The organism is Acinetobacter sp. ABJ-A23_2 (genome assembly GCF_044538765.1).
Lineage (GTDB): Bacteria > Pseudomonadota > Gammaproteobacteria > Pseudomonadales > Moraxellaceae > Acinetobacter > Acinetobacter nosocomialis_A.
In genome coordinates this window covers 1-18,433 of the sequence record NZ_JBIUCP010000061.1, presented here as the reverse complement: position 1 = coordinate 18,433, position 18,433 = coordinate 1, and the positions used below count along the sequence as shown (strand labels likewise).

The following is an 18,433-nucleotide window of genomic DNA, read 5'->3' as shown; positions in this document are numbered from 1 at the left end:
GTATTAATCGTTTATTTATTTCTACTTATGTTTTAACAGATCAGTATGAAGAAAATCCCAAATACGTATATGAAGATGGTAAGTATAATTTCATGAAAGTATTTGATTGTTATGACTTTACTTGTAAAGCTAATAAAAAGATGACTGATTTTTTTGGTGATGGTGCTAATTTAGTCGAAGTTAAAAGCTATAAAACAATATGGAAATATCCTTATTCGGTAGCTAATGATGTAAAAAACGAATTAAATTCCAGTTTTTTTAAAAACTGGTGGAGTAATCAGTTAAAGTCCGGTGTTGTGAAAAATAAAACTGAAATTTATAAAGAGGCTGGGCTAAATTCTGAAAAAGCTGGTTATCTTATTTCTGGTGACAAATTTAGTATTTCAGGGGTTTACTCTAGATGGTTAAATATTTCTTATGTTAATAAGAATCATAAAACCACAACTGGTTGGATTCGCTGTGAAGATACAAATATTTGTAGTTGATTCTTATGAAAAAAACATTACTTAGTTTAATTGTAGTTTCATATAGCTTCTTTGCTATAGCACCAGTTTATGCAGAAACTATATTTCAATGTACTACAAAAAATAATAAAGTAATAAAGGTCGTTGATGCGGATAAGACTATTCAATATTCTTTTGGTAAATCGCTGAAAACGCCTGAAATAGCATTGTCTATTCCTCGCAATAAAGTAACGACCTATCAATGGGCTGGCATAGGTCGTGATGAAAATTACTCAATTCAAATTCCAAATGGCAAGATCGTCTATGATGTTTTTCATAACTTTGATAGAAGTACACGTAAAAACTCGGCTGGCATCAATGTAATGCAAGAAGATGAACAGCTTGCAACTGTAGATTGTGATATGCGCAAGCCTATTATCAATAAATTAGAAGGTATTAAACTTCGAGCAGAGTTTTAACTCGACTGCAAAAGGGGATGAGCTCTTTTTTGAAGTTTTTAGCATTTCCTATTTTTCGCCAAAACCAATTCCTGACTTTTATTGTAAAAAGTTAAGGTATAGCTTTTTAAGGTTTTCCCATTCGAACTTATACAAAACTTTCCTGAGACTGGTACTTTCCATTCTGATCCAACATTGCTTGCCAAGCCAATCCATGCGTATCCATTAAAAGTAAATACTCGTTCCTTTTCTATATGGAATTCTTCGAAATAAATGGCATCACACCAAAATTTGTCTACATTATCAAAGTCCTTTTTAGAGAATTTCCAACAACTTAAAATTGAAAAGTTACTTTCAAACCATTCATCCTTGTAGTTGAGGTGAATATAGTTATGAATGGCCTCGGCCGTAAGTTTTTCTAATTGTAGAACCCTTCGCTGAATGCGTCTTTTACTCGAATAAATAAACTTTGTGTGTTTTTCTTCTTGGTATTCATTTCTTTCCATAGTTTTAAATATTACTTAGCAATTTGTCTAAAGTTAGTTAGCGTATTCATAAAATTTGAATAGAGGCCGGTTTAGGGGAATGTCGCTACATATTTTATTAATTCACTTAGAGCCGATTCAACTGAATTAATCGGTACATGTTCAGCATATATAATTTCTTCACTTAAGTTTGGATATATAAAAAATGGATTTTTATGTAACTTAAATAAGAAAAAAATAGATTCTTGATTCCGAACCCCAATTTTTGAAAAATCGTCAAAAGTTTCTTCTAAGGTTAATCTGTAATGCTCAATCAACTCTTGGTTTACGCAGAGATTTTCTAAAAAGTTTTCAATAGTTAAATTATAGTTTTTATGAAAGGGCCCTTGCACTAATGCCTTTAAATCTCCAATAAAGCTAGGCATGTATGTTGGTGAATCTAATGTACCAAATGAAAGCCCATTAATATTGATTGTAAGAGGTAAAAGATTCTTTTGAGGATTGATATTCAGAATAGTAAAAGAAAATTCTTTCGTACCAATTTCAATGTAATTTGGTTCTATCATTTCATCATTAAGTTTTTTAAATAAATATTATACGCATTAAAAAAATGGGAGCAAATAGCTCCCATTTTTAATTTTTGTTCATGTTCTTAGCTATAAGCTCCCCAATTTCTTTGAAGATACCAAGAATTTGGTTTGAAATTCCAGTTAATAATATTTGAAGGCTCAAACTTTTCATCCAATATTTTTATATTAATAACTTGCTCATCGATAAGAGATAAAGTATGTGATCCAGTGTCGCTATCATAATCCCAGAAGTGATAACGATCTGTTTTATCTTTTGCTCTACTACTAGGACCTATATCAAAAGGAGCACATAAGCGAGTTAAAGATGTATTATCCTCTTTAGAAAAGAAGGTAACTTGTATTTTGCTTTTAGTATTAATAGCCTGAGTAAATATTTCTTTAAATTTCATTATATAAGTCCTTTGTTTATCTTAAAAGATTATCTATTTTTTGATCCCAATCAGGATCGTGAATAATTCTCTTGATTGCTAGATTATTGTTAATAATCTCAGTCTTGGTTTTTTTAGATAGTTGTTCCCAGTCAGAGTGATTAAATACATACGTAGCATTATTAGGACTATCAGACTCTAAAACAGAGATACTTTTTTGGGGGAAGTGATAAATTACATACCCTTTATATCCACCTACTCCAATAACAATACCACTGTACTGATAGGATCCTATTTTATCTAATCTTTTTTCAATTACTGGTTTGACTGTTTTACTCAATTTAGGTGATATGGTTTGTTTAACTTTATCTTTTAATTCTTCTTGGGTATATGTACCTGCCGGAAGAATTAACCAATTTACCATTTTGAATGTTTGAGGTAATGCTACGAAACCATCTTTAGCTGCTACGTGAAACTCCAAATCCGAGCCGAAAATTTCTAAAGCTAAGTTAAGCTTATGTAAAAATAAAGCAGGATCTTCTTGGCTATCACATTCTATTAATAAAAATTTCTCATTTTGGCTTTCAATGCAATTAACATGAATATTTTGAGCAGGAATAGTTTCTCTAGGATAGCGTTGATATGTTCTCCATGCCATGTCTTCAATTTCAACTCTATTATCTCTTCCATGAAACTCATATCGAGTGTAGTAAAATGCTCTCGTAATGGTTTCTTTAGGTAGGTCTCTCCTAACAATTTCTTTGCCATCTGCATTTATTCTGGAAAATTTTCCGATTTTATTTGGAAGAAATGAATCCCCATCTTCCCATGTATCATTATCGGAAATTTTTTTTAGATAGTCTGAGGTTAAATCTGATAATTTTTTACCAAGTAGAAATTTCCCCGGAATATTAGCTAAAGAGTCAGGAACCTTTCTGAAGGATTTTTGTTTAAATTGCATTTGTTGCTCATATAAAGTTTCTATCTAACCTATTTATAGGTGATTTGTTTTTATTCAATGGTTAAATTAAAATTTTATTAATTATTTAGAAATTAATTTTATATTACTTATCTCCTCCCCAAAAACATTCCATCTTAAGTCTGTTTTTATTTCCCCACTTAACAATAACTCCCTCATTATTTAGCCTTACTTTTCTAATGATTTAATTTAAAACAAATGGCATTTTGCGTGCTTGACTGTAAAAGGGTTGGGCACTATTCTTTGCCTGCTGGTCACATTACCAGCCGGTCGTCGCGGACCGAGTACAACAGCATCAGAATTATTCCTTTCTGAGGGATAATTTTGTGTGAGCATCTCCTCGTCTCCTCCCGTAGCGGTAGGACGGGAGAGGGACACCTTCGGGTGTGCTGGTTGTTGTACCAGTCCGCGAACCTTCTTCCGTTCTGCCACCCTAATTTTAATGTCTGGTAGAACTCCCAATAAAAAGGAGTTGGCTTTGCACATCCATTATTTCTTGGCAACCTTTGCCAAAAGCTATAACGACACAGCTTAAAAATTAAAGCAGCTTGAACGCCTTAAGGTTTTCAGGCTTAAAGTCATTTTTACTTAAAACTTAGCAACAACAAACTTGAGATGTGCCAAGCACAGTCTTTACGGCTTTGCTGTGCCTTTTTTTCTCCCAAAAAGGGCACAGGCTTTTTTATCTCATTTAGAAACAACAAGAATTTATAACGGAAAAATTATGCGAAATTTAGAAATCTCTTCCAAAAAACTACAGGTTATTCAAACCGCAATCCAACTCTTTACCACTCGTGGCTTTCACACGTCAGGCGTAGACTTGATTGCTAAAGAAGCCCAAATCACCAAATCCACGTTTTATAAATATTTTGGCTCAAAAGAACGCTTAGTCGAAATGTGCATCGCCTTTCAAAAAAGTCTATTGAGAGAAGAAGTGCTTGCCATCATTTACTCAAACCGTTACTACACATCAAAAGATAAACTCAAAGAAATTATTGTTTTACATAACAATTTAAACAGCCTCTATAACCTTTTGCTTAAAGCTATTTTTGAAATAAAACTCCTTCATCCGCAGGCTTACCGTATGGCAGTTGAATACCGAAAGTGGCTGCGCCATGAAATTTTTGACCTGATTTTTAGCGGAGAAATCCGCGAGCCACAATTCGATGCCAACATGGTGGTAAACCTGATAGACGGTTTACTGCTACAGGTTTTAGGCTCGCAAAGTTTGGAGGAAAGAGAGGTGGTGTTGGATTGTTTTCTAAATTCTTTTGCTAGAAATTTTAGCCCACGATTACGGGAAGCATAAGCCCTAATGATAAATAGCGATTAGATGAGCTTTGAGCGTTGCAATAACAGAGCAATAAGTTGACTTCAAATCGTGGCTTAAGTGGTCTGAGGTCAAGTTTTTTTAAAGATACTTCAGCAATATGGTTTGCGTAACTTCAATCAAATACTGAAATATTTCGAATCAGCATATGAGTTGCCTACGTCAGTCATCGTCTCGCGCAAAAGTATGCTGAATATAAATAGAGGAGTCATTCATGGGTACGCGTTCAACCATTATGGATACCAATAGCTTTCGTCCAGAACATGCTGCTGAGCTGGACCATGCTACCCGCAAACTGACCGATAAAAGAAATAAAATTTTAGGTGAATCCTATCGCTTGTTTTATCGTAATCCCGTGCATCTGGTGAAAGGACAGGGACAATATTTATGGGATGCAGCAGGTCATCAATATCTAGATGTTTACAACAATGTTGCCAGCATTGGTCATTGTCATCCTGCGGTGATTGAAGCGGTAAATGAGCAAATGAAAATGCTCAATACGCATACCCGTTATTTACATGAAAATATTTTGGATTATACCGAAGAACTTTTACAAACCACTCCCGATGAAATTGACCGTGCCATGTATATGTGTACTGGCTCAGAAGCGAATGATTTAGCGATTCGTATTGCACGTGAATATAGCGGCGGTACAGGAATCATTGTGTCTCAAGAGTCGTATCATGGAACCAGTAGCTTAACCTCAGGATGCTCTCCAGCGCTTGGAACTGAGCAGCCTTTAGATGCTACAACTCGTCTAGTTCCAGCACCTGATTATTATCGGGTTCAAACTGATGATTTAGGCACATGGTTTGCACAGCAGATCCAGCAACAAATTGATGATATGAATGCAAAAGGGATCAAGTTTGCAGGTTTTTTAGCGGACTCAATATTTTCTTCTGACGGTGTGATGCCTAATCCTGTTGGGTTCTTACAAAAAGCGGTTGATGTTGTGCATGCCAATGGCGGTATCTTTATTGCTGATGAAGTACAACCGGGTTTTGCGCGCACTGGCGATTCTTTCTGGGGCTTTGGCCGTCACAATGTTGTGCCTGATATCATTACCACAGGTAAACCAATGGGTAATGGAGTTCCTGTGTCAGGGCTTTTAGCCAAGAGTGAAGTTCTTGCTGCTTTTAGCGATAAAATTCCATATTTTAATACCTTTGGTGGTAATCCTGTTTCTATGGCAGCGGCACAGGCTGTACTTAAAGTCATTCAGGAAGAAGAATTGCAAACCCACAGTAAATATGTGGGAGGGCTACTTCTCAAAGAACTCACTAAACTTATGGACAAACATGAGATGGTCGGTGATGTCCGTGGCGCTGGTCTGTTTATAGGATTTGAACTGGTTAAAGATAGAGTGACAAAAGAGCCGAATAAAGCATTGGCTTTGAACCTTATTGAAGAACTCAGAAACACTCATCGAGTTTTAACCTCAGTTGCAGGTCCTTATGGCAACGTATTGAAATTGCGTCCACCTTTGGCTTTCCAAATAAAAGATATCGATTGGTTAGTCGGTGCTTTGGATCAAGCCTTAACAAAATTAAAGTAAGACCTTCTATAAAAAATACCCTTCAAGTTTGATGTTAAATCTAATTTGAAGGGTATTTTGTTGTTCAATTATTTTATGTGTCTTTAGACGATATCTCGAATTACTTAAAAAATAAAAAGGCCTTTATTCAAGGCCTGTATTTGCAATGTTTTAGTGTCTTAATTGACGTGGAGTCACACCAAACCAGCGTTTAAATGCACGAGATAAAGCACTTACTTCTGAGTAACCTAATAAGAATGCCATTTCTGAAATTGGAATATTTTTCTGCTTAATATAATGTTCAGCCAACTCACAACGAACCTGATCGACTAAATGGGTAAAGGTCAGTCCTTCATTTTTTAAACGGCGGGTAAGGGTGCAACTCGTTAAGCCAATATCATGAGCGATTTTTTCAAGGTTTGGTTCACCTTCACTCAGTTCAAGTTGGATGTGAGAGCGAACCTGATCTGTAAGACTTTGATTTTGAGAAGAGCGATTGAGTAACAGCAGCGTATCTAAAATCACTGTTAATAAAATAGAATCACGCCCCGGCATAGTATGCTGGACGTCTTTTTTTGAAATGATGATGGAGTTAAAAGGTTGATCAAAATAAACAGGCGCGTTAAATAATTTGCTGTGTTCTTGCCAGAATTCAGGTCGAGTATGCTCAAAGTGAATCGCGCGTGGTGAATAATGAGGACCCATCACTTCACGGATCACATTCATAAACATGCCCAGGGTCAGTTCTGCATCTTGGCGGCGAGTTAAAATCGCGCCGTGTTGAACTTGATAATCTATGCGCCAGCTATCTCCTAAATCTACCATTCGATTAAGGGTATCTTTCTGATGCAAATAAAAATTATTGGTCATGTTCATGAGTGCAGACTCTAATGTGTTTGAACAAAGACCAATGTACCCAATGAGCCCTAATGATTTCGGTTGAAACTGTTGACCATAATGCAGGCCAAAATTATCACAACCAGAAACTAGCGCTGCTTGTTCTAGCACCTTGCAATAATTGGGCAGTTGTAAGCTCAACGTTGGGCTGATTAGAAGTTCAGGATTAATACCACTAATACCTAAAACGCGATCAACATCTGCACCTTTATGACGAATAAACTCGCTTAAACCAGAGGCAGCTGCAGACAATACACCTTGATTACACATATTTGAATCGACAAGATGAGCTGGGTTGAGATGTAACATGTCAAGTCTCATGATATTTATTCCTAACTATTCTTATATTAAGCAAAAGCCATACCAGTTTTTGCTTACGTCCTTGATTTTGTGTTGTTAAAAGTTTTTATAAAATAATGACTTATGTGTTGCTATTTTAAGTTTCAGGCTTGATTCTTTAAGAAGAGATCAAGAGTTGTATTTAAGGTTGGGTAGCGAACTAAAAGAAGGCAGAAAATGCATTAGAGATAGGCAAACAGGGCAGAACTAAAACAAGAAATTAAGCGGCTTCTCATGCATACAACATGTATTGTAGGCATGAGAAAATAAGTGAAATATTAATTTTTTGTAGTTTTTGCCGTTTGTGCGCCATAACTTAAACTGGCCATTGAAGGTCTAAATTGACCTGTATTGGCATCGCGGCCCTGTAGTAAAAACTTAGTATTGGCTTGACCATAGCCCTGCACAGCCTGCTGAGAAAATTTTCCAATATCAGAACTCGGACTGCGCAAACGATTAATAATTAGAACCTTCTGAGTCGCCGCAAAATCTTGCATCATATTTTGATCGCCTTCACTGTCACCTGCGATAAAAATTGGCCCGTAACCATATTTAGAGACTAAAAAACGCTGGATGGTTGCGGTTTTGCCTTTACCTTGAGTTTGCGCATAGCCATGACGAAACTCAGGTAAAATTCGATTTTGTGAATCTCGTTCTAACTCCATGGCGTAGGCATTTTTTTCATTAATGTTGTAGCCGATCTCTGGATTAGAAATAATTTCCTTAATCACATCAATAAAAGATGCCGAGCAGACATAGACATCAATGCCATTGTCCTGAAAAGCCTTAAATAGATTTTGCATTTCACGGTATGGTCTTAAACCATTTTCCCAAGTGGTTTTCACAACGCCTGCTTGGCCCGAAAGTGCTGCGGGAGAGGTCCATGTCACGGGTCCAATCGGTTGCTGTATTTGCCAAGCCACTGTTGCTTTCACCAAATTACGGACCTCTTGTTCGGTAAACCCAGTAAATAAATAAGTGACCCATGGATATGCGACTTCATGATCAAAGGTGTCTCCAATCGCCGCATAGAGATATCTCATTTTAGTAATGAAATCGAGATAATGCGGATCTTGTTTAATTTGATCCAGACTTTGCTTACCTTTTAGACCGCTATAGTGGTGATAAAGCCATGTGTAGCTGGCAATAATATCTGGGGCGATTTTATCAATATTGACGGCTTGGCCTTGCTGGTTATTGTAGGCCGCTTCAAAGTTTTGCGAGCTAATTCCTTTACGAATAATCTGATTAAGTTGCTCTGGCGTGACATTAAATGCTAAGTGTTCAAGCTGATAAATTAAAGTTGCTTCTTCGATGTCTAAAAATACCGAGGTATTGTCAAAGTCAGTGACAATATACGGGCGCTTGTCAGGATTGTAGTTAGGGCTATCTTTTCCATAGCTAGCAATTAATTGGTTAAGCTGGTCAAAGTTAAAAGCGTCCCATTGACCTTTTTGGATATATTCCTTTTTGGGAATAGCGACTGCGGGAGATGTGCTTTGTATAGGGTTATAGTTACATGCGCTTAGAGCAATCATACTTGCCAGACTACTGGTGAGTAATAGTGCTTTGGCAACTTTGCTCAGTTGATGGGTAGCTTGCATAAACCCTTCCTTTAAATTCTATAAAATTTAAAAACTAAAAATTGAAAATGAAGAAAAGCGATCTAAATCACTTTTCAAATTCCGACAGGCATTTGTCCGTTTAAATATTTTTTACAGAGACGCACAGTTTCATTGGACCATTGATCGCCAAGACTTTGAGCCATTTCTGTTTGTGCGTGGGAACCATTCCAAGCCATCATTTGAATGCGGCGTTGCATGATAAAAGTCGGGATCATTTCATATTCTTCAGACTGAATATGGCCTACGCGCTCGTAGCCTTTTAACCAGTAATCAACCCAATGAGGTGCATTTGCATAGTGTTCATTGAAGCTAATTGCAGCGGCGAGGTCATGCATAAACCAGCTCATTCCGCAGTCATCAAAATCGATCACACCGATACGTTCTTGTTGTAGTAATAAGTTGGTTAAACGCAAATCGGCATGAATCAGGCCATAACGTTCTTGGGTTTTGCCAAAGAAATTTAAATCTTTCGAAATTTGTGCAATGGCTTCTTCAATTACGCCGTGATCTTGTGGTCTTAAATGAGGTGCATTTTTCCAGTTTCCCCAGTGTCCATCTGCACCAACCATGGTTTCATGGTTCCACACAATACGTTGAAAGTTTTCAGGCGCTTGCCATGTCTTACTATGTACGTGCAACTTTGCGGTAATTTGTCCTAATTGTTCAAATGCAGTGGGGTCGACTTCAACAGTCGGCATATCGCCCTCAACCCAGTTGAAAAGGACTGCATAACGATAAATATCATTCGATAGTTTCAAGGTAATTACGCGTTCACCCGATTGATCTGCAATCGCAACAGGAACTTGGATTCCACTCGCATTTAAAGCATCTAACCATTCAAGCTCACTTTGTATATCGAGTTTGCTGTGATAGTTCGGACGGTGAATTCGAAGCGCATATCGGGCAGATCCTGTCGAAACTTGGTAGGTTGCATTTTCAGACTGACACAGTAATTTGACCTGTCCTTGATAGTCTGATGGATACTGCTTAATTGCTTGTTCTGCCAGTATTTGTAATTGAACTTGGCTTAAAAATTCATTTTGTTCTACAGACATAACCCATCTCCTCAATTTAATTTTTAAACACGTTTCGTGTTGAGATGCCGTCGATCTTATAAAAGAAAAAATGAATCAACTTGACTTCAAGTGGTCGGGGAGATGTTTTGCTGTCAAGTTTTATGAATATCTTTTGCGCAACTATTGGTGATGTAAATTTAGTCGATAAGGCATACGACAATGAAAGAATCTGAATTAAGCGTAGATGTTGGTGCTTTACAACAGGACGCAGAGTATTTTGCAAAACGTCAGTTAAAAAAGGGGGCAGTAGGTTGGTTACTTTTAGTGGGGCTAGGTGTCTCTTACGTCATTTCGGGTGACTTTGCAGGTTGGAATTTTGGGCTGGCACAAGGTGGTTGGGGAGGACTCTTTATCGCAACAGTCATCGTCGCGTTTATGTATCTCTGCATGAGCTTTGTGATGTCTGAGATGTCGACGATGTTGCCCACAGCTGGTGGTGGCTATAGTTTTGCCCGTGTTGCATTTGGTCCTTTTGGTGGATACCTCACAGGAACTGCGATTTTAATTGAATATGCAATTGCACCTGCCGCCATTGCCGTATTTATCGGTTCATATTGCCAATCACTCTTCGGAGTTGGCGGCTGGGCTGTTTATTTAATTTGCTATTTAGTTTTTATGGGTATTCATCTAAAAGGTGCAGGTGAAGCGCTTAAAATCATGTTTGGAATTACCGCCGTTGCTTGTATTGCACTGGTCGTATTTATCGTGGCGATGCTTCCACATTTTGACAGTGCGCGCTTATTTGATATTCCAGTCAGTTCTCATGCAGGCGCGAGTAGCTTTTTACCATTTGGCTATATGGGAATATGGGCCGCAGTACCTTATGCCATCTGGTTTTTTCTTGCGGTTGAAGGGGTACCACTGGCAGCCGAAGAAGCAAAAGATCCAGTACGTTCGTTGCCACGCGGTTTGATTGGTTCAATGTTGATATTGGCATCGTTTGCACTTTTAATTTTATTTTTAGGAGCAGGCGCAGCGGGTTCAAATGCTTTAAAAAATTCGGGAGCACCTTTAGTGGATGCACTCATTGCGGTGTATGGTCAGCACACATGGTTGGCAAGCTTTGTTAACTTTGTGGGTCTTGCTGGACTTGTCGCAAGTTTCTTCTCGATTATTTATGCATATTCACGCCAGATTTTTGCATTGTCACGTGCGGGATATTTGCCAAAAAACTTATCGCTTACCAATGAAAATAAAGCGCCATATTGGGCCATTATCATTCCGGGCATTATTGGCTTCTTACTTTCTTTAACAGGTGAGGGCGACTTACTCATTTTAATGGCAGTATTCGGTGCAACCATTTCTTATGTGTTGATGATGCTCTCACATATTAAATTACGTTTGTCTCGCCCTGAATTACCACGTCCTTATAAAACGCCTGGAGGAATATGGACATCTTGCATTGCCTTAATTCTTGCTGCCGTTGCTGTAGTGGCAGGGTTAATGGTAAATCCAAAAGTTTGGTTATTAGCCGCACTGATTTATGTCGGATTTATACTTTATTACTTGTTATATAGCCGTCACCATTTAGTGAAAGGTACGCCTGAACAAGAATTCGCTATGATTGATGACTAATTTTAAGTGGGTTAAAAATAAAGAGGCTTCGGCCTCTTTTTTAGCTTTTATAAGTTATATCTGACTTATGGAATCAATTATTTTCACTCTAAACAAAGTTTTATTGAAATTTGTCTGATTGTGAAAAGAGCGACTTCAAGACCAATTTATTGCACTAGTCGAGTACGACCAAGACACAAGCGTGATGGAAAAAACTCAATGTGTGTATGGCGACTTTGGGATAAAGCGATAGGCACTTACGGTGCCTTGATCGCTGCAGCCAAGTGCTGATTAATTATTTTCAGAGCCGCGCACACACCTTTACTTTTACCACTACTACAGATCGTGAGGAGATGGTTGGAAAGTTGATGAAAGGCTCAAGGTCGTTAAGGGTTGATCTTGCCACGCCGTGCATCTACAACATAATTGCCATCCACACAATTGATTGATATTAAATTGCCAGTGTCATCAACATAGTCAGCATTTAAAACCGAACTACATGGATGTTGTTGCAATCTCAGCGCACTAGCCACAGCCTCTAATATTTCGGTCTGAGTTGCAGCACGCTCGGTGGGCATCTTTGGCATTTCAGCTATTTGATTGGCATTAAAATAAACATTTTGCGTAAAACCGAGTAATTGACCAAGTAAGGCTTGAGACAATTCTTGTTGTGTTTGTGCATTCACATTGCTCATCAGTATTGCTGAAATAAACCCAAATAGGCAAATGCGTGATTTCATTTACCTTTAACCTCACCTGTTAGAGGCAACACTTGATAGCTTTCCCCACCAGCACACTTCACTAATATTTTTGAACCATTGGCATCTAGTGCACGAGCATCAACCACACTATTGCAGTTTTTACCACGAACTCGAACACCCGCGGCCACACCATTATAAAGTTCAGCTTTCGTCAACGGATGCCCTTTAGGAAATTGAGGCATATCCTCTGCTTTTTTTATACCTACAAATGCATTGTATACAAAAGCTCTCAAGCCCAAGTGAGTTGCATCCATAGGGGCTTCCTCGGCGTGAGCAGTAGATACCAATAAAAAACCTGTAAGTAATGCGATAACGTTATATTTCATATAAATAATTCTTGTAAAGTGAGTCGAGTGAATACTCACATAAACGCTTTTTATAGTCAAGAAAGTTGACCGTCACTTTATTATTTTTCTTCTAATAAAATAATAACTTAAGGGTTGTCTTAAGTGCATCGCATAGTACAAAGATAGGGTTGAAAATTTGATTAAGAGGATGAGGCTTATTACAGCCTGATTCTCCATGTTAAGGCTTTATCTACTTTAAGCTTGTTTGTTCAGTTTAGATGGTAAATGCTGCGCCAAATAATCAATCGCAAGACGAGTTTTGAGTGGCATAAAAGGCAGCGCAGGCCATACTAAATGAATCGGAAAGGCAGAGCTCGACATGCTTTCTAACACTTGCACAAGCTTACCGTCCTGTAATTCATTTTGAATGAGCCAATCGGGTAACCAAGCGATACCTGCTCCAGCAAGTGCTGAATTTTTAATGGCTTGTAAATCATTTAAAAGAAGTTTTGCTTTGGGCTTAATAAATAACGGCTCTTCATTTTCCTTTTGAAGTCGCCATTTCTGCATTTGACCAAAATGCGGATCGGCAATCGTGGCGTGATGGTCTAAGTCCTCAATATATTCTAAGGGACCTGCTTTATTTAAATAGTCAGGTGAGGCACAAAGTAACATTCGATGCTCACCAATCGGTTTGGCAACCAACTGAGTGGTGTCAGGTAGTGTTCCAATTCTTATACATAAATCAAAACCTTCTTCGACCAAGTCTACAGTTCGATCATTAAATGAAATTTCGAGCTGTAAGTCCGCATGCTGCTGAGCAAATTTAACCATGAGCGGGGCAGCAAAGAGCTGCCCAAATAGCACTGGCACAGACATTCTTAATCGGCCTGTTGCGTTAATTTTGCCTTGGTCTAATAAAGCTGCTGCGTTTTGTATTTCATTCACTGCCCGGCGGCTATGTTCATAAAACAAAGCACCTTCATCAGTCATACTCAGCGAACGTGTTGTTCTTTTAAATAGAGCCACACCAAGCTGTTCTTCCAGCCGAGCAATATTTTTACTTATGGCTGAGCGAGTTAAATGCAATTGCTCGGCAGCTTTTACAAAACTTCCAGCTTCAACCACCGTCACAAATATAGAAATTGCACTTAGTTCATGTTGCATGATTGTTGCCTAAAAGGAACCAATAATAAGAAATAATATCACCACTGTTGAATTTATAGTGGGGTTAATATGGCTTCATCAAAAATGTGGAGACAGTCATGGCTAAAATATTGGTATTAAAATCTAGCATTATGGGTGAGGGCTCACAAACCAATCGCCTCATTGATGTAATGCTTGAACATCGAAAAGACCAAGGTTTGCAAGATGACATTACCATACGCAATTTAGCTGAAATGAACCTGCCTGTATTAGATCTGGAAATTTTTCAGGCGCTGCGTGGGGCTGAAAATGTAAATCAAGACATTCAGCAGATCGTTGCTTTGTCTGATGAATTAATTGCTGAATTAAAAAGTGCCGATTTATTAGTCATTGGCGCACCGATGTACAACTTAAATGTCCCGACTCAGCTCAAAAACTGGTTTGATTTGGTGGCGCGAGCAAGACAAACATTCCGTTACACCGAAACTTATCCTCAAGGTTTGGTTGAAGGGGTAAAAGCGGTGGTGGTAAGTAGTCGTGGTGGTATTCATGTTGGCCAAGAAACTGAGGCAGTCACGCCTTATCTCAAAGCTGTGTTAGGTCTAATGGGCATTCATGACGTTGAATTTATCTATGCAGAAGGCTTAGACATGCAGGCTTATCGCAGCAATGCATTAGATCTGGCAAGCCAGCAAGTTAAAGAATTCGCCATTTAAAATCATAATCTGAAACTCTTGTACCTCTAATTAATAACAAGAGTTTCTAAGTTTATTTAAATCACATTTCTAAGTTCATTTGCCGTGTTGCGTAGCAATGGCAAAATTTGCTGAACCAAATAATCTTCTTGTATACGGTTAGTTTGAGACATGCAGTTAAGCGCTGCTATGGCTTGACCTTGTGCATTAAAAACGGGCACGGCAATCGCAATCACACCAAGCTCATGTTCTTCTTTAGAAAGACAATAATCCGATAACGTAATACCCTTAAGCACTTCAAAAAACTTTGACTCATCTACAATGGTAAAAGGAGTTAAGCGTTTTAAACCATAAGTTTTGACCCACGTGTGCTGAGCTTCTTCAGACAATGCTGCCAGCAATACTTTACCTGTAGATGTTGCATGGGCAGGCAGTCGATTTCCTAAATGCATGCCATAAGGACTAACGCGCAAATTATCTTGCTGCGGTAAATAACTACGGGCAATCGGCACCACTTCATTATCATCTAGCACCACAATTGAAAAAGTAAGAGATGTCTGCGCGCACAAAAGATTTAAAAATGACTGGGCAACTTTAGGCAGGTGGGCAGAGCTTAGATAAGAACTCGAAAAGCGCAGCACACGATGAGTGAGCCAAAAGTAATGTTCATCGGTTTCTAAATAGCCTAAGTATTTTAAAGTTTTTAGATAACGCCTTGCCGCTGTACGACTAATACCGGTTCGCTCGGCCACTTGAGTAACATTGAGCCGCTGCCGATCTGTTCCAAAAGCTTCCAGTAAAGCCAAGCCTTTTGCTAACCCTGCAATATAGTCATCTTGACGAATTTTCTCATGCGAGTTCGGGTGCTCTAGAAAAGCATCGAGAGAAGGCATCCTTTCATTCCTGTTATTTTGATTGTTTCTGTCCGCTATTCGGACAAACTAAATGATAAACGGTTATTTTCGTCTTGCATACATAGTGAACAAAACTTAAAGCCAGTAATTTAAAAGTCAGGATGAAACAAGGATGAAGTTATGGATATTTTAAAGACACAGGTTGCAATTATTGGTTCTGGACCAGCAGGGTTATTGCTTGGGCAACTTCTATATAAAGCTGGCATCGATCATATTATTGTTGAGCAACGTAGTGCTGAATATGTGGCTTCACGGATTCGTGCAGGAATTTTAGAGCAAGTTTCGGTCGACTTACTGAAACAAGCAGGTGTTGACCAAAACTTAAAAGAAAAAGGATTACCGCATTCGGGCATCGAAATCTTAACTAATGGTGAGTTGCATCGGGTTGATTTGGCCGCTCTCACGGGTGGAAAACAAGTGACCGTATATGGTCAGACCGAAGTGACTAAAGATTTAATGGCTGCGCGTGAAGCAGCACAGCTCACTTCATTTTATGAAGCTCAAAATGTACAGGTGAAAGACTTTTATACTGCCCCAAAAGTTGAGTTTGAGTACCAAGGTAAAGCTTTTCAAATTCAGTGTGACTTTATAGCAGGGTGTGATGGTTACCACGGTGTCTGCCGTGCCAGTGTGCCTCAAGATAAAATAAAGACCTTTGAAAAAGTGTATCCGTTTGGCTGGTTAGGCGTATTGGCCGATGTTCCACCTGTAGCCGATGAACTCATTTACGTACAGTCAGAGCGTGGTTTTGCTTTATGTAGTATGCGTTCAGAAACGCGTAGCCGCTATTATTTACAAGTCCCTTTAACAGATCATGTCGAAGACTGGTCGGATGAAAAGTTTTGGGATGAGTTAAAAAACCGCCTAGACCCTGAAAGCCGTGAAAAGTTAGTGATAGGACCTTCTATTGAAAAAAGTATTGCGCCGTTACGTAGCTTTGTGACAGAACCAATGCGTTTCGGAAAACTATTTTTAGCAGGTGATGCTGCGCATATTGTGCCACCGACAGGAGCAAAAGGTCTTAATCTCGCTGCATCTGATATTGCTTATTTATCAAGTGCACTCATTGAATATTATGTCGAAGGTTCCGAACAAGGTATAAATGAATACTCTGAAAAATGCCTGCAACGTGTATGGAAAGCGGAGCGTTTTTCTTGGTGGATGACTCATTTATTACATCGTTTTGAAACTGAAAGTGAGTTCGATCACAAGATTAAACAAGCCGAGTTGAGTTATGTACTGGGTTCGATTGCGGGTAAAACAACCTTAGCCGAAAACTATGTCGGTTTGCCTTATGAAATTAAGCAAATTGATAGTTTTAAGCATGCAAGCTAAAGACTAAATAAAAATAAAAAGGGCATGAAAATGCTCTTTTTTTATATAAGAATTTAAGTAGGATGTAATAGATTAAGGGATGTGGTCATACTAAAAGTAGCCCCGATACTTTTTGAAATATAGGGCTACTTATCAATTAACCTAAAGTTTACTCAGCGGTTGCTGCAACTTGATGATTACTGATTTGCGTTGATTGCTGAGATTGAATAGGTTTAATCACTTGTGGATTAGAGTTACTCCATGGAGTATAGGCCTCTGTCAAAATATGGCCTGTAAGACTCGTTAAATCACTAGATTGAACCTCAGCATTGCCTTGACGTCCAAATAATACAACTTCATCGCCCGCTTTGGCTTCTGGAATATCTGTTACATCAACCATAACAGTATTCATTGATACTCGACCAACCACTGGCGCTTTTTGTCCATTGACTAAGACAAAAGCTTTATTACTAAAACTACGACGGTAGCCATCCGAATAACCTACAGGCAAGTTTGCGAGTTTAGAATCACGTGTCAACGTATAAGTTTGGTCATAACCTACAGTTGAACCTTTAAGGTAATTATTAATTGCAGCAACTTGTGTTTTAAATGCCATCATGCGTTTAAATTCAGGGTGATTAGGAAAATCTCCATAAATAATTGCGCCTGCACGGACCATATCTAAATGTGATTCAGGAACATTTACGGTAGCAAATGAATTTGCCGTATGTAATGTTAATTCTTTACGATTCAGTTTGGCTTTTTTAATCAACCATGCTGTTTGTTCATTAAATTGAGCTAGGCGCTCACGAACATATTTTTCATCTTCTACAGCATAATGGGTCATAATGCCGTCAATTTTAAGATTTGGAAGCTTAGTGATTGCAACAGCTTGTTCTTTACCTTGAGCTGTAGACATTTCAAGACCATTACGATCCATACCACCCGAATTTAAAGCCAAGCTATAATGAACAGTTGTATTGTTCGTTTCTGCCCATTTAGAGATACGAGCAGCCTGATCATAGTTGCCCAAAAGCTCTTCAATATTTAACGCATGTGCATTGATGATTTCACTATCAGTTGCTGTACGTAAACGTGTAATTTTGCCTTTATAGCCATGCTTACGCACCATCGCTGCTTCTGCATTACTGGTAATACCAATACACGATACGTTTAACTTCATAACACTCGGCATAAGTAGATCAATACTATGGCCGTATGCATTTGCTTTCATGACTACACAAAGTTGTGTTTTGCCATTAAGTAATTGATTTGTCCTTTTAATATTATCTTCAAAAGCTTGAGTGTCAACTTCAATCCATGCATTTGCTGTAGGTGCAGGGCTGACTTCATTTGTGATATGAGACGTGAGTAAAGGTGCAGCATGGGCAAATTGTATGGAACCGAATAATACCAATGCACAGCTATAAGCAAGATGCGAAAAATTTGTTTTAAGTTTCATGAGTTTTTTAATCTTTCCTGGCTGAATATGATTTAACGCTGGGTGGATTTTTATGGTTAAGTACAGAGATATAATTAATTTAAAATGTCACACGATTTGGTCGTAATAATACTTTCTCCTTAAAATATTATAGTCAGTGTTAAGTAAAATTTAATTTTGCTTAAACTGTATTCATA

Annotated in this window: 19 protein-coding genes and 1 pseudogene; 8 read left to right on the top strand and 12 right to left on the bottom strand. The window is 38.3% G+C overall.

Annotation, left to right across the window (positions count from 1 at the left end; translation table 11 throughout):
* Both ACH63V_RS16490 and ACH63V_RS16485 read left to right on the top strand, forming a co-directional pair.
* The coding region (locus tag ACH63V_RS16490) for a hypothetical protein (protein WP_396464098.1) at positions 1-485 on the top strand (485 nt) is incomplete at its 5' end.
* A gap of 5 nt (positions 486-490) precedes the next feature.
* Complete coding sequence (locus ACH63V_RS16485) at positions 491-922, top strand: hypothetical protein (RefSeq protein WP_396464097.1); 432 nt, start codon at positions 491-493, stop codon at positions 920-922.
* A 38-nt stretch (positions 923-960) separates the two neighbouring features.
* Here the strand turns inward: ACH63V_RS16485 and ACH63V_RS16480 are convergent, their stop codons facing one another.
* The 4 genes from ACH63V_RS16480 to ACH63V_RS16465 all read right to left on the bottom strand — a co-directional run bounded on the left by ACH63V_RS16480 (position 961) and on the right by ACH63V_RS16465 (position 3,305).
* Positions 961-1,407 carry a hypothetical protein gene (locus tag ACH63V_RS16480; protein ID WP_396464096.1) on the bottom strand — a complete coding sequence of 149 codons (447 nt, stop codon included), beginning with the start codon at positions 1,405-1,407 and terminating at the stop codon, positions 961-963.
* A gap of 71 nt (positions 1,408-1,478) precedes the next feature.
* On the bottom strand, positions 1,479-1,952 hold the full coding sequence (locus ACH63V_RS16475) for a hypothetical protein (protein WP_396464095.1): 474 nt from the start codon (positions 1,950-1,952) through the stop codon (positions 1,479-1,481).
* A gap of 86 nt (positions 1,953-2,038) precedes the next feature.
* The gene (locus ACH63V_RS16470) at positions 2,039-2,365 is read right to left on the bottom strand and encodes a hypothetical protein (protein ID WP_396464094.1); all 327 of its coding nucleotides are present in this window, start codon (positions 2,363-2,365) and stop codon (positions 2,039-2,041) included.
* Between the two features lie 16 nt (positions 2,366-2,381).
* On the bottom strand, positions 2,382-3,305 hold the full coding sequence (locus ACH63V_RS16465) for a hypothetical protein (protein WP_262124365.1): 924 nt from the start codon (positions 3,303-3,305) through the stop codon (positions 2,382-2,384).
* A gap of 742 nt (positions 3,306-4,047) precedes the next feature.
* Here ACH63V_RS16465 and ACH63V_RS16460 point away from each other — a divergent pair.
* Both ACH63V_RS16460 and ACH63V_RS16455 read left to right on the top strand, forming a co-directional pair.
* Complete coding sequence (locus ACH63V_RS16460; protein WP_396464093.1) at positions 4,048-4,632, top strand: TetR/AcrR family transcriptional regulator; 585 nt, start codon at positions 4,048-4,050, stop codon at positions 4,630-4,632.
* A 235-nt stretch (positions 4,633-4,867) separates the two neighbouring features.
* Positions 4,868-6,208, top strand: coding sequence for an aspartate aminotransferase family protein (locus ACH63V_RS16455; protein ID WP_396464092.1), 1,341 nt, complete (start codon positions 4,868-4,870; stop codon positions 6,206-6,208).
* 150 nt (positions 6,209-6,358) lie between these two features.
* Here ACH63V_RS16455 and ACH63V_RS16450 read toward each other — a convergent pair whose 3' ends face one another.
* The 3 genes from ACH63V_RS16450 to ACH63V_RS16440 all read right to left on the bottom strand — a co-directional run bounded on the left by ACH63V_RS16450 (position 6,359) and on the right by ACH63V_RS16440 (position 10,103).
* The gene (locus ACH63V_RS16450; RefSeq protein ID WP_396464099.1) at positions 6,359-7,393 is read right to left on the bottom strand and encodes an AraC family transcriptional regulator; all 1,035 of its coding nucleotides are present in this window, start codon (positions 7,391-7,393) and stop codon (positions 6,359-6,361) included.
* A gap of 308 nt (positions 7,394-7,701) precedes the next feature.
* Complete coding sequence (locus tag ACH63V_RS16445; protein WP_396464091.1) at positions 7,702-9,027, bottom strand: haloacid dehalogenase-like hydrolase; 1,326 nt, start codon at positions 9,025-9,027, stop codon at positions 7,702-7,704.
* Positions 9,028-9,101: 74 nt separating this feature from the next.
* Positions 9,102-10,103, bottom strand: a complete 1,002-nt coding sequence (locus ACH63V_RS16440; protein WP_013198390.1) for a phosphotransferase enzyme family protein — start codon at positions 10,101-10,103, stop codon at positions 9,102-9,104.
* A 180-nt stretch (positions 10,104-10,283) separates the two neighbouring features.
* On the opposite strand from ACH63V_RS16440, the gene eat reads away from it, so the two are divergent.
* Positions 10,284-11,699 (top strand): ethanolamine permease, encoded by a 1,416-nt coding sequence (gene eat / locus ACH63V_RS16435; RefSeq protein ID WP_000664817.1) that lies wholly within the window; start codon positions 10,284-10,286, stop codon positions 11,697-11,699.
* A gap of 75 nt (positions 11,700-11,774) precedes the next feature.
* Positions 11,775-11,907: pseudogene (locus ACH63V_RS16430) on the top strand (TetR family transcriptional regulator); the annotation flags it as partial.
* 157 nt (positions 11,908-12,064) lie between these two features.
* Here the strand turns inward: ACH63V_RS16430 and ACH63V_RS16425 are convergent.
* From ACH63V_RS16425 to ACH63V_RS16415, 3 genes are all read right to left on the bottom strand, one after another.
* Positions 12,065-12,418 carry a hypothetical protein gene (locus ACH63V_RS16425; protein WP_396464090.1) on the bottom strand — a complete coding sequence of 118 codons (354 nt, stop codon included), beginning with the start codon at positions 12,416-12,418 and terminating at the stop codon, positions 12,065-12,067.
* Complete coding sequence (locus ACH63V_RS16420) at positions 12,415-12,765, bottom strand: hypothetical protein (protein ID WP_396464089.1); 351 nt, start codon at positions 12,763-12,765, stop codon at positions 12,415-12,417. The genes ACH63V_RS16425 and ACH63V_RS16420 overlap by 4 nt, the downstream gene beginning before the upstream one ends.
* Positions 12,766-12,981: 216 nt before the next feature.
* Entirely contained in the window at positions 12,982-13,893 is a 912-nt protein-coding gene (locus ACH63V_RS16415) for a LysR family transcriptional regulator (RefSeq protein WP_396464088.1), read from the bottom strand.
* Between the two features lie 98 nt (positions 13,894-13,991).
* On the opposite strand from ACH63V_RS16415, the gene ACH63V_RS16410 reads away from it, so the two are divergent.
* On the top strand, positions 13,992-14,588 hold the full coding sequence (locus ACH63V_RS16410; RefSeq protein WP_396464087.1) for an NAD(P)H-dependent oxidoreductase: 597 nt from the start codon (positions 13,992-13,994) through the stop codon (positions 14,586-14,588).
* A gap of 56 nt (positions 14,589-14,644) precedes the next feature.
* Here the strand turns inward: ACH63V_RS16410 and pobR are convergent, their stop codons facing one another.
* Positions 14,645-15,460: an IclR family transcriptional regulator PobR gene (pobR, locus tag ACH63V_RS16405; RefSeq protein WP_396464086.1), complete on the bottom strand. Its 816-nt coding sequence runs from the start codon at positions 15,458-15,460 to the stop codon at positions 14,645-14,647.
* A gap of 141 nt (positions 15,461-15,601) precedes the next feature.
* Here pobR and pobA point away from each other — a divergent pair, with 141 nt between their 5' ends.
* The gene (pobA, locus tag ACH63V_RS16400) at positions 15,602-16,816 is read left to right on the top strand and encodes a 4-hydroxybenzoate 3-monooxygenase (protein WP_396464085.1); all 1,215 of its coding nucleotides are present in this window, start codon (positions 15,602-15,604) and stop codon (positions 16,814-16,816) included.
* A 148-nt stretch (positions 16,817-16,964) separates the two neighbouring features.
* On the opposite strand, the gene alr is transcribed toward pobA, so the two are convergent.
* Entirely contained in the window at positions 16,965-18,257 is a 1,293-nt protein-coding gene (gene alr / locus ACH63V_RS16395) for an alanine racemase (RefSeq protein ID WP_272432181.1), read from the bottom strand.
* Positions 18,258-18,433 lie beyond the last annotated feature (176 nt).

What these genes read in the sequence shown, in the direction of transcription:
- ACH63V_RS16485 (WP_396464097.1), top strand. Translation starts at nt 491, where the DNA reads ATGAAAAAAACATTACTTAGTTTAATTGTAGTTTCATATAGCTTCTTT.
- ACH63V_RS16480 (WP_396464096.1), bottom strand. Translation starts at nt 1,407, where the DNA reads ATGGAAAGAAATGAATACCAAGAAGAAAAACACACAAAGTTTATTTAT.
- ACH63V_RS16475 (WP_396464095.1), bottom strand. Translation starts at nt 1,952, where the DNA reads ATGATAGAACCAAATTACATTGAAATTGGTACGAAAGAATTTTCTTTT.
- ACH63V_RS16470 (WP_396464094.1), bottom strand. Translation starts at nt 2,365, where the DNA reads ATGAAATTTAAAGAAATATTTACTCAGGCTATTAATACTAAAAGCAAA.
- ACH63V_RS16465 (WP_262124365.1), bottom strand. Translation starts at nt 3,305, where the DNA reads ATGCAATTTAAACAAAAATCCTTCAGAAAGGTTCCTGACTCTTTAGCT.
- ACH63V_RS16460 (WP_396464093.1), top strand. Translation starts at nt 4,048, where the DNA reads ATGCGAAATTTAGAAATCTCTTCCAAAAAACTACAGGTTATTCAAACC.
- ACH63V_RS16455 (WP_396464092.1), top strand. Translation starts at nt 4,868, where the DNA reads ATGGGTACGCGTTCAACCATTATGGATACCAATAGCTTTCGTCCAGAA.
- ACH63V_RS16450 (WP_396464099.1), bottom strand. Translation starts at nt 7,393, where the DNA reads ATGTTACATCTCAACCCAGCTCATCTTGTCGATTCAAATATGTGTAAT.
- ACH63V_RS16445 (WP_396464091.1), bottom strand. Translation starts at nt 9,027, where the DNA reads ATGCAAGCTACCCATCAACTGAGCAAAGTTGCCAAAGCACTATTACTC.
- ACH63V_RS16440 (WP_013198390.1), bottom strand. Translation starts at nt 10,103, where the DNA reads ATGTCTGTAGAACAAAATGAATTTTTAAGCCAAGTTCAATTACAAATA.
- eat (WP_000664817.1), top strand. Translation starts at nt 10,284, where the DNA reads ATGAAAGAATCTGAATTAAGCGTAGATGTTGGTGCTTTACAACAGGAC.
- ACH63V_RS16425 (WP_396464090.1), bottom strand. Translation starts at nt 12,418, where the DNA reads ATGAAATCACGCATTTGCCTATTTGGGTTTATTTCAGCAATACTGATG.
- ACH63V_RS16420 (WP_396464089.1), bottom strand. Translation starts at nt 12,765, where the DNA reads ATGAAATATAACGTTATCGCATTACTTACAGGTTTTTTATTGGTATCT.
- ACH63V_RS16415 (WP_396464088.1), bottom strand. Translation starts at nt 13,893, where the DNA reads ATGCAACATGAACTAAGTGCAATTTCTATATTTGTGACGGTGGTTGAA.
- ACH63V_RS16410 (WP_396464087.1), top strand. Translation starts at nt 13,992, where the DNA reads ATGGCTAAAATATTGGTATTAAAATCTAGCATTATGGGTGAGGGCTCA.
- pobR (WP_396464086.1), bottom strand. Translation starts at nt 15,460, where the DNA reads ATGCCTTCTCTCGATGCTTTTCTAGAGCACCCGAACTCGCATGAGAAA.
- pobA (WP_396464085.1), top strand. Translation starts at nt 15,602, where the DNA reads ATGGATATTTTAAAGACACAGGTTGCAATTATTGGTTCTGGACCAGCA.
- alr (WP_272432181.1), bottom strand. Translation starts at nt 18,257, where the DNA reads ATGAAACTTAAAACAAATTTTTCGCATCTTGCTTATAGCTGTGCATTG.